The 12,240-nt window shown below is 74.4% G+C and carries 14 protein-coding genes; 9 read left to right on the top strand and 5 right to left on the bottom strand.

Features of this window, described 5'->3' with window-relative positions; translation table 11 throughout:
* Nucleotides 1-30 precede the first annotated feature (30 nt).
* The gene (locus VGH76_RS13385) at nucleotides 31-1,665 is read left to right on the top strand and encodes an FAD-binding dehydrogenase (RefSeq protein WP_331557175.1); all 1,635 of its coding nucleotides are present in this window, start codon (nucleotides 31-33) and stop codon (nucleotides 1,663-1,665) included.
* A gap of 51 nt (nucleotides 1,666-1,716) precedes the next feature.
* On the opposite strand, the gene VGH76_RS13380 is transcribed toward VGH76_RS13385, so the two are convergent.
* Together VGH76_RS13380 and VGH76_RS13375 are read right to left on the bottom strand one after the other, a co-directional pair.
* Nucleotides 1,717-2,151 (bottom strand): SRPBCC family protein, encoded by a 435-nt coding sequence (locus tag VGH76_RS13380; protein WP_331557174.1) that lies wholly within the window; start codon nucleotides 2,149-2,151, stop codon nucleotides 1,717-1,719.
* Nucleotides 2,152-2,196: 45 nt separating this feature from the next.
* Nucleotides 2,197-3,312, bottom strand: a complete 1,116-nt coding sequence (locus tag VGH76_RS13375; protein WP_331557173.1) for an alpha/beta hydrolase — start codon at nucleotides 3,310-3,312, stop codon at nucleotides 2,197-2,199.
* A 115-nt stretch (nucleotides 3,313-3,427) separates the two neighbouring features.
* Between VGH76_RS13375 and VGH76_RS13370 the strand changes: the two genes are divergently transcribed.
* The gene (locus VGH76_RS13370) at nucleotides 3,428-3,967 is read left to right on the top strand and encodes a GNAT family protein (RefSeq protein WP_331557172.1); all 540 of its coding nucleotides are present in this window, start codon (nucleotides 3,428-3,430) and stop codon (nucleotides 3,965-3,967) included.
* A gap of 147 nt (nucleotides 3,968-4,114) precedes the next feature.
* Here VGH76_RS13370 and VGH76_RS13365 read toward each other — a convergent pair whose 3' ends face one another.
* Nucleotides 4,115-4,969: a PhzF family phenazine biosynthesis protein gene (locus tag VGH76_RS13365; protein WP_331557171.1), complete on the bottom strand. Its 855-nt coding sequence runs from the start codon at nucleotides 4,967-4,969 to the stop codon at nucleotides 4,115-4,117.
* A 65-nt stretch (nucleotides 4,970-5,034) separates the two neighbouring features.
* Here VGH76_RS13365 and VGH76_RS13360 point away from each other — a divergent pair, with 65 nt between their 5' ends.
* The gene (locus VGH76_RS13360) at nucleotides 5,035-5,280 is read left to right on the top strand and encodes a DUF3253 domain-containing protein (RefSeq protein ID WP_331557170.1); all 246 of its coding nucleotides are present in this window, start codon (nucleotides 5,035-5,037) and stop codon (nucleotides 5,278-5,280) included.
* A 49-nt stretch (nucleotides 5,281-5,329) separates the two neighbouring features.
* Here the strand turns inward: VGH76_RS13360 and VGH76_RS13355 are convergent, their stop codons facing one another.
* Entirely contained in the window at nucleotides 5,330-5,800 is a 471-nt protein-coding gene (locus tag VGH76_RS13355) for a flavin reductase family protein (protein ID WP_331557169.1), read from the bottom strand.
* Nucleotides 5,801-5,894: 94 nt separating this feature from the next.
* Here VGH76_RS13355 and VGH76_RS13350 point away from each other — a divergent pair, with 94 nt between their 5' ends.
* Nucleotides 5,895-6,482: a TetR/AcrR family transcriptional regulator gene (locus tag VGH76_RS13350; RefSeq protein WP_331557168.1), complete on the top strand. Its 588-nt coding sequence runs from the start codon at nucleotides 5,895-5,897 to the stop codon at nucleotides 6,480-6,482.
* Here the strand turns inward: VGH76_RS13350 and VGH76_RS13345 are convergent.
* Entirely contained in the window at nucleotides 6,463-7,629 is a 1,167-nt protein-coding gene (locus VGH76_RS13345; RefSeq protein WP_331557167.1) for a cobalamin-independent methionine synthase II family protein, read from the bottom strand. The two genes, VGH76_RS13350 and VGH76_RS13345, sit on opposite strands and share 20 nt — an antisense overlap.
* Nucleotides 7,630-7,810: 181 nt before the next feature.
* On the opposite strand from VGH76_RS13345, the gene VGH76_RS13340 reads away from it, so the two are divergent.
* From VGH76_RS13340 to catC, 5 genes are read left to right on the top strand one after another with little or no spacing between them, the layout of a single operon-like run.
* Nucleotides 7,811-9,022: an FAD-dependent monooxygenase gene (locus tag VGH76_RS13340; RefSeq protein WP_331557166.1), complete on the top strand. Its 1,212-nt coding sequence runs from the start codon at nucleotides 7,811-7,813 to the stop codon at nucleotides 9,020-9,022.
* The gene (locus VGH76_RS13335) at nucleotides 9,019-9,900 is read left to right on the top strand and encodes a dioxygenase (protein ID WP_331557165.1); all 882 of its coding nucleotides are present in this window, start codon (nucleotides 9,019-9,021) and stop codon (nucleotides 9,898-9,900) included. Before VGH76_RS13340 ends, VGH76_RS13335 begins: the two co-directional genes overlap by 4 nt.
* A gap of 3 nt (nucleotides 9,901-9,903) precedes the next feature.
* Nucleotides 9,904-10,812 carry a LysR family transcriptional regulator gene (locus tag VGH76_RS13330; protein WP_331557164.1) on the top strand — a complete coding sequence of 303 codons (909 nt, stop codon included), beginning with the start codon at nucleotides 9,904-9,906 and terminating at the stop codon, nucleotides 10,810-10,812.
* Nucleotides 10,809-11,906 carry a mandelate racemase/muconate lactonizing enzyme family protein gene (locus VGH76_RS13325; RefSeq protein WP_331557163.1) on the top strand — a complete coding sequence of 366 codons (1,098 nt, stop codon included), beginning with the start codon at nucleotides 10,809-10,811 and terminating at the stop codon, nucleotides 11,904-11,906. The genes VGH76_RS13330 and VGH76_RS13325 overlap by 4 nt, the downstream gene beginning before the upstream one ends.
* Before the next feature lie 26 nt (nucleotides 11,907-11,932).
* Complete coding sequence (catC, locus tag VGH76_RS13320; RefSeq protein ID WP_331557162.1) at nucleotides 11,933-12,214, top strand: muconolactone Delta-isomerase; 282 nt, start codon at nucleotides 11,933-11,935, stop codon at nucleotides 12,212-12,214.
* The last annotated feature ends 26 nt before the right edge of the window (nucleotides 12,215-12,240 follow it).

The raw sequence follows: 12,240 nt of genomic DNA, 5'->3' as shown, positions 1-12,240 counted from the left end.
CCACCCGGCGACGCGCGCCAGAATGATCCGGTGACCGCAGACGTCGTCGTCGTGGGGGCCGGGCTCGCCGGGCTCGTCGCCACCGCCGAACTCGCCGACGCGGGCCGCCGCGTGGTCCTGCTCGACCAGGAGCCCGCGGCGTCCTTCGGCGGACAGGCCTGGTGGTCCTTCGGCGGGCTCTTCCTCGTCGACTCCCCCGAGCAGCGCCGGCTGCGCATCCACGACTCGCTCGACCTCGCCTGGTCGGACTGGCAGGGCTCGGCGCAGTTCGACGACACCGGCGACGAATGGGGCCGCCGCTGGTCCCGCGCCTACGTCGAGTGGGCCGCCGGCGAGAAGCGCTCCTGGCTGCGCGAGCAGGGCATCCGGTTCTTCCCGGTGGTCGGCTGGGCCGAGCGGGGCTCGGGCACCGCCACCGGCCACGGCAACTCCGTCCCGCGTTTCCACATCGTCTGGGGCACCGGGCCCGGCATCGTCGAGCCGTTCGCCCGCCGCGTGCGGGAGGCGGTCGCGGCGGGCCGCGTCGAGCTGCGGTTCCGCCACCGCGTGGACCGGGTCACGACGACGGCGGGTGCGGCCACCGGGGTGTCGGGCGCGGTCCTCGAGCCCAGCGACGCCAGCCGCGGCCAGCCGAGCTCGCGGGTCGAGGTGGAGCCGTTCTCGGTGGACGCGGACGCGGTCGTCGTCACCTCCGGCGGGATCGGCGGCGACCACGAGGCGGTGCGGAAGTACTGGCCCGCGCGTCTCGGCACCCCGCCGGAGCACATGATCTGCGGCGTCCCGGCGCACGTGGACGGCCGCATGATCGGGATCGCGGAGGCCGCCGGTGGCGCCGTCGTGCACCGCGACCGCATGTGGCACTACACCGAGGGGATCGTCAACCATTCCCCGGCCTGGCCGAGCCACGGCATCCGGATCCTGCCCGGGCCGTCGTCGCTGTGGTTCGACGCCGTGGGCCGCCGCCTGCCCGCGCCGCTCTACCCCGGGTTCGACACCCTCGGCACGCTGGCCCACATCCGGACCACCGGCCACGACCACACCTGGTTCGTCACCACCCAGCGCATCCTCGAGAAGGAGTTCGCGCTTTCCGGCTCCGAGCAGAACCCCGACCTGACCGGCCGCGACCTGCGGCTCACCCTGCAGCGCGGCCGGCCCGGGCCGACGGGCCCGGTCGGCGAGTTCCAGCGCCGCGGCGAGGACTTCGTGGCGGCGTCGACGCTGCGCGAGCTGGTGGACCGGATGAACGCCCTGACCCCGGAGCCGTTGCTGGCGTTCGAGGACGTGGAGCGCGAAGTGCTGGCTCGCGACCGCGAGCTCGCCAACCCCTACGGCAAGGACCTCCAGCTCGCCGCGATCCGCTCCACGCGGCACTACCTCGGCGACAGGCTCACCCGGGTCGCGGCGCCGCACCGGCTGCTCGACTCGGCGGCCGGCCCGCTGGTCGGGGTGAAGCTGCACGTGCTCACTCGCAAGACGCTGGGCGGGCTGCACACCGACCTGTCCGGGCGGGTGCTCGGCGTCGACGGGGAGCCGGTTGCGGGGCTGTACGCCGCGGGCGAAGCCGCCGGGTTCGGGGGCGGCGGGGTGCACGGCTACCGCTCGCTCGAGGGGACCTTCCTCGGCGGCTGCCTGTTCAGCGGACGGCAGGTGGCTGCCGCCCTGTGAGCACTTTCCGGGGCTATAGCCCCGGAAAGTGCTCACGTGCGCGAAGCGCACCTACTTCTCGGCGTCCTTCTTCACCGACGCCAGGTTCTTGCGGGCCGAGCGCGTCATCGCCCGCTCCAGGCCCCACTCCGGCACGGGCACGGTGACCTCCATCGTCGAGGTCATCGTCAGCTCGGTGCCCTGCCCGGACTCGGCCGCCTCGTAGGCGATGACGCTCGTGGAGATCAGCCGTCCGCCGTCGCCGGAGCACGTGAGGGTCACCGACGAGTCGGTGTAGGCGACGTCGTACGTCGCCGCGGTCCGGAACCCGACGGCGCCGAGGGTGACCTTGATGCTCGACGGCCGGTTCTCCGCGTCGCGGGACTGCACCTCCGCGGACTTGGCCTCGTTCGCCCACCGGTCGGTGTTCTCCAGGTCCGCCACGACACCGATCACGGTCGGCACCGACGCGGCGATGGAGATCGATTCCTTCACGGGACCCGCCATGCTGCCCAAGTACCCACCTCGGCGGTGGTCACCCCGACGAACCGGTCACGCCCGGTCCGCCGCGACCCCCTCGTGCGCCATCTGCCCGTGGTGGTCCTGCTGCGGTGGCGTCCCGGTGAGCGCGATGCCGGCCCGCAGCGCCGACGCCGCGTCGAGCACCGCGTCCCGCGCGGCGGGCACGAGACCGGCGAAGCCCGCATAGCCGTGGACGAGGCCGGGGAAGCGCCGCGCCACCGTCGGGACCCCGGCCGCGCGCAACGCCGCGACCAGCTCCTCGCCCTCGTCGCGCAGCGGGTCGAACCCGGCCGTGGCGACGTAGGCCGGCGGCATGACGCCGAGGTCGGCGGCGTCGAGCAGCGCCGTCGGGCGGATCGGGTCGAGCCCCTCGGGGAGGTAGAGCCCCTCGAACCACTCGACGTCGACGGTGCGCAGCCCGAACCCGTCGGCGAAGAGCTCGCGGGAGCCCCCGGAGCGACCGGCGTCGGTCACCGGGTAGAGGGCCAGCACGAACTCCGCCGTCGGCTCCCCGCGCCGGGCCAGCTGGTGGGCGGAGGTGAGCGCGAGGTTCGCCCCTGCCGAGTCGCCGCCGACGGCGACGGCGCCCGCGCGGAAGTCCTCGCGGTGGGTGAGGACGTGGCGCAGGGCGACGACGGCGTCGGCGAGCCCGGCCGGGAACGGGTGCTCCGGCGCCAACCGGTACTCCACCGACAGCACCCGGACACCGGCCTGCTGCGCCAGCGCCCGGCACAGCGGGTCCCCCGACACGACGCTGCCGAGGGCGAAGCCGCCACCGTGGAAGAACACGAGCAGTCCGGAGGTGGCGCCGGCGAGGTCGTCGGGCTCGTAGAGGCGGGCGTCGAGGACCCCGGGCATGTCCCGGGTGACCCCGACCGGCACCGGGATCGACATCGCCCGACTGGTGACCCCGCGGGTGACCTCGGCCAGCCCGGACGCGGCCTCGTCGGTGAGCCGGCGCTGGTCGGTCAGCGGCGGGTCCTCCCCGGGGCCCGCCGCGAGCGCGAGGAGCCGCAGGATCATCTGGACGTCGAGGTCGAGGACCTGACCGTCGCGCTGGACGCGACGCCCGGCGAGGGCACGCTTCGCGGGCCGCGGGAGCCCGACGAGCGCCCGGAGCACGCGGCGCAGGATCGGGAACTTCACTCCGCCCACCCTAGGAGGGCGCTCGGGGGCGGATCTCGCCCGGTGTTCGTGGATCACCCGGGTCGGCGGCCGAGCACCGTGACCCCGGGGGGTGCGGCACGTCATCCTGCAGGTCATGCCCGATCCACCCGTGCTCCTCGGCGCCTGCACCCGGCTCCGTCCGTGGCGCGCCGCCGACGTCGACGCCATCCACCGGGCGTGCCAGGACCCCGACATCCAGCGGTTCACGACGGTGCCCTCGCCCTACCGCTACGCCGACGCGGAGTGGTTCCTCGCCCACCACGTCCACGACGTCGCGACGGAAGGCGGGGCGTCGTTCTGCGTCGAGGGGATCGACGAGCCGGGGTCGGTGGCCGCGAGCATGTCCCTGCTGCACGTCCGCGACGGCGTCGGCGAGATCGGCTACTGGGGCTCCCCGTGGGCCCGGGGCCGCGGCTACGTCGCCGACGCGCTCGGCGTCGTCGTCGCGTGGGTGTTCGGCGAGGACCGAGCCGCGACGCTGGAGCTGACGATCGAGCCCGCGAACGGCCCGAGCCGCGCCGTGGCCCGCCGGGCCGGGTTCGTGGAGGACCACGTCGACCCGGCCCGCCGGCTGCGCGACGGATCGGTCCGTGAGCTGGTGGTGTACCGGCTGCGGGCGACGGACCGTCGCTGACACGGACGCCATCGGCGCTCCGACCGCCCTGTCGCGGGCTTCTGCGTCCCCGGGCCGGCCTTGTCGTGCGGATTAGCCACGACAAGGCAGCCGGTCGACCGCAGGAGGCCGCGACAAACCGAGATCCCGGGAGGAGCCGGGCGCCTGCTACACCGCGATCGACCCGACGACGCCGGGCACCGTCCACCCGCCGACCCAGACCTGCCCGTCGGCGTGCTCGACGTGCACCCGTCCCCGGCGGCCCAGCCGGGTGCCCTGCGCCGCGACGTACGACGACGGGGCGTGCCCGGCGTCGACGAGCCAGCGCCCGAGCCCCGCGTTCAGCGAGCCGGTCACCGGGTCCTCGCCGACGCCCATCGCCGGGACGAACGCGCGCACCTCGAAGGCCGCCTCGTCGCCCGCCGGGTGCGCGCCGACGACACCCACCGCCCTGCTGACCTCGTTCGCGGCGAGGGCGCGCAGGTCGGGCTCGAGACCCAGCACCGTCGCGGCGTCGGGGAGCAGGAGGGCGACCCAGCCGGGCCCGTTGTCGACCCAGGCGGCGTCGCGCACGGCCGTCCGGTCGAGCCCCAGCCCCCGGACCAGCGTGTCGACGTCGGCCTCGTCGACCGGCCCGGAGCGCCGCAACGGCGGCGCCGCGAAGGCCAGCCGGCCACCGGACGAGCGCAGGCGCACCAGCCCGACCCCGCACTCCTGCACCGGCCCGGACGGGTCCCGCGGGACGCCGCCCGCCTCCAGCCAGGCCCGGGCCGAGCCCAGGGTCGGGTGGCCGGCGAAGGGCAGCTCGGTACGCGGGGTGAAGATGCGCAGCCGGTAGGCGGCGCCCGGATCGGTGGGCGGCAGCAGGAACGTCGTCTCGGAGAGGTTCGTCCACGACGCGACCGCGGCCATCGCCTCGTCGGACAGCCCGTCGGCGTCGTGGACGACCGCGACGGGGTTGCCCGCGGTCAGCTGGTCGGTGAACACGTCGACCTGGGAGAAGGGGCGCACGCTGTCGATCACCCCACGACGCCGGGCCCGCGTCCAGGGCCACCGGCCGGGCGGTGGCAGGTGGGTACCCGGGCGGCGTGGACACCGAGCGGGCGCTGGAGACCGCGATCGTCGAGCTGCTCGACGCGCGCGGGCCCGGGAAGACGATCTGCCCGTCGGAGCCGGCGCGCCGGGTCGACCCGCAGGACTGGCGGCCGCTCATGGAGCCCGCGCGCCGGGTGGCGCGGCGGCTGGTCGAGGCGGGCGAGGTGGAGATGACCCAGCACGGCGAGGTGGTGGACCCGGCGACGGCGACCGGCCCGGTGCGGCTCCGCCGCTCGTGAGCACTGATCCGTGTTGTGAGGCGGAATCAGGGGAGCACGCCGAGAGGGCTCACAAGCCGTAGGCACCTCGGTGGAAGACCAGCGGCGGCGTCTCGGGCTCGGCGGCGAGGTCGTGCACCGCGCCGATGACGATCAGGTGGTCCCCGCCGTCGTGGCAGGCGTAGAGGGTGCAGTCGATCCAGGCGGTGGCCCCGGCGAGGATCGGCGAGCCGAGCGGGGAGGTCCGCCACTCGACGCCGGCGAACTTGTCGGTCCCGGAGTGCGCGAACGTCGTCGAGAGCTCCTGCTGGTCCTCGGCGAGCACGTTGACGCAGAACCGTCCCGTCGCCTCGATCTTCGGCCAGGACGACGAGCCGCGGCCCGGCAGGATCAGCACGAGCGGCGGGTCGAGCGAGAGCGAGGAGAACGACTGACACGTGAACCCGGCCGGGACGCCGTCGACGGCGCCGGTGACGATCGTGACGCCGGACGGGAAGTGCCCGAGCACCGAGCGCATCGTGGTCGGGTCCGTGCTCGCCATGAAGCTCCTCCTCGATCAACGGCGCCCCCGCCACGCTAGGGCCTGCCCCGGGCGAGGGCACACCGATCGTGCTCCGCGCCCTATCCTCGGCGCCGTGACCGAGGCCGCCCGCCCCGGCCGCGGCCGGACGCGGGACCGCGGCAAGGACGCCGCGGTTCTCGACGCCACGGTGCGGCTGCTCGCCACCGAGGGCGTGGCGCGGATGTCGATGGACCGGGTCGCCGCGGCCGCCGGCGTCTCGAAGGTCACGGTCTACTCGCGCTGGCCGAGCAAGGCAGAGCTGGTCGGCGCCGCCCTCGCGCACCTGCGCCTCGGCCGGGTCCCGGAGCCGTCCGGCGATGTCCGCGCCGACCTGATCGCCCTGCTCGTGGCGATGCGCGAGCAGTACACCGAGGTCGGCGCGATGAGCATCCTCGGCACCTGCCTGGCCGACGAGCCCGGCTCCGGCGAGCTGCTCGGCATCGTCCGGGAGGCGACGCTGCTCCCGCGGCGGGCGCTGTTCGCGGCGGTGCTGCGCGCCGGGGTCGAGCGCGGCGACCTGCGCGCGGACCTCGACGTCGAGGCGGCGACCAGCCTCGTCGTCGGGACCCTCTACGCCGACCACCTCGCCGGGCGGGACACGACGGCGCCCGGCTGGCCGGCCGCCGTCGTCGACCTCGCGCTCAGCGGGCTGCGGGGCTGACCAGCCGCTCCGAGGCCAGGCGCGCGCCGGCGGCCATCGCGTCGAACTTCGCCCACATCACCGTCGGGTCGACCTCAGGCAGGTAGGTGGCCTGCGAGGAGAACCCGCAGTCGGCGCCGGCCATCACCCGCTCCGGCCCGACCAGCCGCGCGAAGCGCTCCAGGCGCTCCGCGACCAGCTCCGGGTGCTCGACGATGTTGGACGCGTGCGTGATCACGCCCGGGATCAGCACCTTGTCCTCGGGCAGCGCGACCGTCTCCCACAGGTGGTACTCGTGCTCGTGGCGCGGGTTGGCGGCCTCGAAGGAGTAGTAGCGAGCGTCGACGGCGAGCACGAGGTCGACGACGTCGGCGAGCGGGACGTCGAACACCCGCGGGCCCTCGTTGATCGAGTAGCAGGTGTGGAAGCGGACCTTCTCGGTCGGGATGCCGCGCAGCGCGTGGTTGACCGCCTCGACGTACATCCGGCCGCGGCGCTCGCGCGTGGCCTCGTCGTAGCCGTGGAAGCTGAAGATCTCGGTGAGGAACGGGTCGTCGACCTGGAGGAGGAACCCGGCGTCCACGATCGCGCGGTACTCGACGTTCATCGCCTCGGCGACCGCGAAGTAGTACTCCTCCTCGGAGCCGTAGTACTCGTTGACCCCGACGCCGCTGGGGGCGATCGAGGGGACGAACGCGTCCTGGCGGTCGTCGCCGACGGCAGCGCCCAGGTTCTCGAGGTCCCGGGCGAGGGCCTGCTGGCCCCGGTAGACCAGCGGCCCGGTGCACACGACGGGTTCGATGGTGCCGACGGTGCCGCCCATCATCGCCTGCGCGAAGTACCGCTCGTAGTACTCCGGGAACGCCTGCTGTTCCGCCGCGAAGCTGTAGACGGTCTCCGCTCCCGGCCGGCGCTCGAGGCCGCCGAGCCGCTCGGTCACGTAGCTGAAGAACCCGAGCTTGCCCATCTCGCCGTCGGTCACCACGTCGATGCCGTGCTCGCGCTGCGCCGCGACGATCCCGACGACGGCGTCCCGGGTCGCGTCCCCGAGCGCCTCGTCGTCGACCGGCTCGCCCGCCTGCCGCGCGGCGAGCAGGTCGAGCAGGGCCTTCGGGCGGGGCAGGCTCCCGACGTGGGTGGTGCGGATGCGGTGGGCGTCGTCGCGCACGGGCACTCCCGAGGATCAATTCCTGTACTGATTAGTTCAGGTGAACGCTAGCCGAGCGGTCAACCCCAGACCATGACGCTGAGCATCTCAATCGTGCTCGATTCAGCGCTTTTTCCTCCGGGATCGGCTGTGTCACGCTCCTCGGCGAGAGCTGTTCCACCTCGACGGGGAGGGGACGACCGTGGAGATCGCCGTGGTCGGCGCGGGCATCGGCGGGCTCACCCTGGCGATCGCGCTGCAGCGCGCCGGGGTCACCGTCGATCTCTACGAGCGCGCCGAGGAGCTGCGCGAGGTCGGCGCGGCCGTCGCGCTCTCGGCCAACGGCACCCGCGAGCTCTCACGGCTCGGGGTGGGCGAGGCCCTCGACGCCGTCTCCACCCAGCCCACCGAGCTGATCTACCGCGACGGGCGCACCGCGGAGCGGATCGCCGCGCACCCCGGCGGCGCGGACTACCGCGCCCGGTTCGGCGCGCCCTACTGGGGCATCCACCGCGTCGACCTGCAGCAGACCCTCGCCGCCGCGGTGGATCCCGCACGCCTGCACCTCGGCCGGGCCGCCACCGCGGTCAGGAACGAGCCGGCCGGCGTGGCCGTCGTCACCTTCGACGACGGGTCCACGGTCACCGCCGACGTCGTGGTCGGGGCGGACGGGGTGCACTCGGTGGTGCGAGACGCCGTCGCCGGGACCGGTCAGGGACCGGTCTACTCGGGCACCAGCGCCTTCCGCGGGCTCGTCCGCCGCGCCGACCTGCCCTCGCTGCCCGACCCGCTGGCCATCCAGTTCTGGACCGGCCCCCACGCTCACCTACTGCACTACGCGATGGGGGGCACGGCCCGGAACGACGACACGATCAACTTCTTCGCGGTGCTGTGCGGGCCGGACGCCTGGCAGGGCGGGACCCGCGACGCGGCGCCCGGCGAGCTGCTCGACGGCTTCGCGGGCTGGCACCCCGCCGTGCGCGAGATGCTCGCCGCAGTCCCGCAGAGCCCGCGCTGGCCGCTGCTCTCCCAGCCGCCGCTGACCCGCTGGACCCGCGGCCGGGTCGTCCTCCTCGGCGACGCCTGCCACGCGATGCTCCCCCACCACGGGCAGGGCGCGAACCAGTCGATCGAGGACGCCGTCGTGCTCGCCGAGCTGCTCGGGGGCACCGACCCGGACACGGCGCTGGCCACCTATCCCCGACGACGCCGGGCGCGCACCCGCGCCGTCGCCCGCAGCGCCTGGGAGACCGGGACGCTGCTGCACCTCCCTGATCCACGTCCGGGCCACGACCACGAGCTCGACGAGCTCAAGGCCCGCGACGCCCGCTTCGAGAACTACCTCGACGCCAACGCCTGGGTCCACGAGTACACCGCCACCGCCGCCGCCACCACGACAGGGGAAGTCGCATGACCACCACCGACGACCAGTCCGTCTCCGATGCCGTCACCGCCGGATCGCACGCCACCGAGATCGCCCGCTCCGGCGCGGCGACCTTCCGTACGGGGGGCGGCAGCGTCGACCAGCAGCGGGCCGCGACCGTCATCGGCGCCGCGCTCGAGGGCATCCGCTCCGCCATCCGCGAGCAGAAGGTCACCTACGAGGAATTCGACGCGTTCAAGCGCTGGCTCATCAGCGTCTCCGACACCGGCGAGTGGCCGCTGTTCCTCGACGTCTACCTCGAGTACGAGGTCGAGAAGGTCGCGGCCGAGTCCCAGGACGGCTCGGTCGGCACGATCCTGGGCCCGTTCTGGCTCGACGGCCAGGTCCAGCTCGACTCGCCGGCCACGCTGCCGATGCGCGACGACGAGCCCGGCACCCCGATGATCCTGGCCGGGCAGGTCACCGCCACCGACGGCACCCCGCTGGCCGGCGCGAAGGTCGACATCTGGCACACCGACGAGGAGGGCTGGTACTCCGGCTTCGCCTCCAAGCCCCCGGCCGGGAACCTCCGCGGTGTCGTCACCTGCGACGACCAGGGCCGCTACGAGATCCACACCCGCAAGCCCGCCCCGTACACGATCCCGCTCGACGGGCCCACCGGGCAGATGACCCTCGCCGCCGGGTGGAGCCCGTGGCGCCCGGCGCACATCCACCTTCTGGTCTCCGCGCCCGGGCACCGCACCCTGACCACCCAGCTGTTCTTCACCGGCGACCCCTACCTGGGCAACGACGTCGCCTCGGCCGACAAGCCCGAGCTCACCCTCGACCCGACGCCCACCGGCAACGCGGCCCCGGGATTCGAAGGAGAGGTCCGCTCGGACCGCGACTTCGTCCTCGAGCCCGAATAGGCCGTGGACCTCCGGCAGCTGCGCTACTTCGTCACGGTGGCGCGCACGCGGCACTTCGGGCGGGCGGCGGATCAGCTGCACATCGCCCAGTCGCCGCTCTCGCAGGCGATCCGGCAGTTGGAGTCGCACCTGGGCACGCCGCTCTTCGAGCGGACCACCCGCCGGGTCGACCTCACCGCCGCCGGGGAGGCGCTGCTGCCGGAGGCCGTCCGCATCCTCGAGTCGGTGGGCGCGGCCCGTGAGCAGGTGGCACGGGTGGCTGCCGGTGACCTGGGCCGGCTGCGGATCGGGGCGACCGCGCTGGCGACCTACCGCCACGTGCCCGGCATCGTGCGCCGGCTCGGCGACGAACTGCCGGGGCTCACGCTGCGGCTCGCGACCGAGATGCTCACGCCCGCGCTCGAGGCCGCCCTGGCCGACCACCGCATCGACCTCGCGATCCTGCGGCCACCGACCGACGACGGGTCGCTGGACACCCGGCTGCTCGCCCGGGAGCGGCTGGTGCTCGCGGTCCCGGGCGGCTGGTCCGGCCCCGGAGGACCCGACGGTCCCGGCGATGACGGGCCGGTGTCGCTGCGCGACCTGGCCGGCGAGGAGTTCGTCGTGTACTCCGCCCCGGGCTCGGTGGTCGGCGCGGCCGCGGACCGGGCATGCCGCGCGGCGGGCTTCGTCCCGCGGCGCACCGCCGAGGCCGACCAGACCTCGATCGTGCTCGCCCTCGTCGCCGCCGGCCTCGGGGTGGCGCTGCTGCCCGCGTCCGTCCTCGCCGTCACCGTCGACGGGGTCGGCTACCGCGAGCTTGCCGACTGCGACGTCACCGCCGACGTCGCGCTGGCCTGGCGTCGCGACGACCCGTCCCCCGCCCTGGAGAAGGCCCTCGCCGTCCTGGGAAACCCCGAGAGGACCCCGTGAAGATCAGTTCCGTCGAGGCGATCCCGCTCGCGATCCCCTACCGGCGCCCGTTCGGCTTCGCCAGCGGCCGCGTCACCGCCGCCGACCACGTGCTCGTCCGGATCACCACCGACGACGGCCTCGTCGGGCACGGCGAGGCCCCGCCGCGCCCCTACACCTACGGCGAGACGGCGGCCTCGATCGTCGCCGCCGTCCGCGACCTGTTCGCGCCGGTGCTCGTCGGCGCCGACCCGTTCGCCCGCGAGCGGACCCGCGCCGACCTCGACCGCACCGTCGCCAACAACGCCGCCAAGGGCGCCATCGACGTGGCGCTCTGGGACCTCGTCGGGCAGGCGTGCGGGCAGCCGGTGCACGTGCTGCTCGGGCACGCCGCCGACGACGTCCGGGCCGCCCACATGATCGGGCTCGGGACGCCGGCGGAGATGGTCGCCGACGCCGTCGAGATGCGCGACGAGCACGGCGTCGACGCCTTCAAGATCAAGGTGGGTCGCGAGCTGGGCGTCGACATGGCCGCGGTGCGGGCGCTGCGCGCCGAGCTGGGCGATCACGTGGAGCTCTACGCCGACGCCAACCGGGGCTGGGACGCCGACACCGCGATCGTCGCGTCCCGCCGGCTCGCCGACCACGGCGTCTCGATGCTCGAGGAGCCCAACCCGGCCGCCGACGTGCTCGGCCGCCGCCGGATCGTCGCGGCCTCGCCGATCCCGGTGGTCGGCGACGAGTCGACGATCACCCTGGGCGGGGTCGCCCGGTCGCTGCTCGATGGTGACTCCGAGGCGATCAGCGTCAAGGTCGCCCGGACCGGCTTCACCGACTCCGCCAAGATCGTCGGGCTCTGCGAGGGGCTCGGCGTGACGGCGGTGGTCGGCAACCAGATCGACGGGATGCTCGGGACGGTCGCCTCGGTGGCGCTGGGCTGCGGGCTCCGGGCCCTGGCCCGCCACCCCGTGGAGGTCACCAACTACCTGCTGATGACCGACGACGTGCTCGCCGCGCCGCCGGTGATCGTCGACGGCCGCCTCGCCGCCCGGCAGGAGCCCGGGCTCGGCGCGACGATCGACCCCGAGAAGCTGGCGCACTACCGCCTCGACTGACCCCGCCCCGGCCCCGAGGAGTCCCCGTGCAGTTCCTCGTCCGCATGGACGTCCACCTGCCCCACGACATGTCCCAGGAGGTGGCCGACGACCTCCGCGCCCGCGAGCGCGCCCGGGCCCACGAGATCCAGCGCTCCGGGAAGTGGCCGGAGCTGTGGCGGGTGGTCGGCCGCTACGCGAACGTCAGCCGCTTCGACGTCGACTCGGGCGACGAGCTGCACGAGCTGCTCTCGAGCCTGCCGCTGTTCCCCTACATGGACGTCGAGGTGACGGCGCTGACCCGGCACCCCTCCAAGCTCGACCAGTGACACCGTCCCGGTCGTCGGAAGGCCGG

The sequence above is a fragment of the Actinomycetospora sp. genome (assembly GCF_036497585.1).
Classification (GTDB): Bacteria; Actinomycetota; Actinomycetes; order Mycobacteriales; family Pseudonocardiaceae; genus Actinomycetospora.
Note: the sequence above shows the minus strand (reverse complement) of the source record. Positions and strands in the feature narration are given on the sequence as shown.

Coding starts and splice junctions, on each gene's coding strand:
- VGH76_RS13335 (WP_331557165.1), top strand. CDS start 9,019: ATGACCACCACCGACGACCAGTCCGTCTCCGATGCCGTCACCGCCGGA.
- VGH76_RS13370 (WP_331557172.1), top strand. CDS start 3,428: ATGCCCGATCCACCCGTGCTCCTCGGCGCCTGCACCCGGCTCCGTCCG.
- VGH76_RS13380 (WP_331557174.1), bottom strand. CDS start 2,151: ATGGCGGGTCCCGTGAAGGAATCGATCTCCATCGCCGCGTCGGTGCCG.
- VGH76_RS13355 (WP_331557169.1), bottom strand. CDS start 5,800: ATGGCGAGCACGGACCCGACCACGATGCGCTCGGTGCTCGGGCACTTC.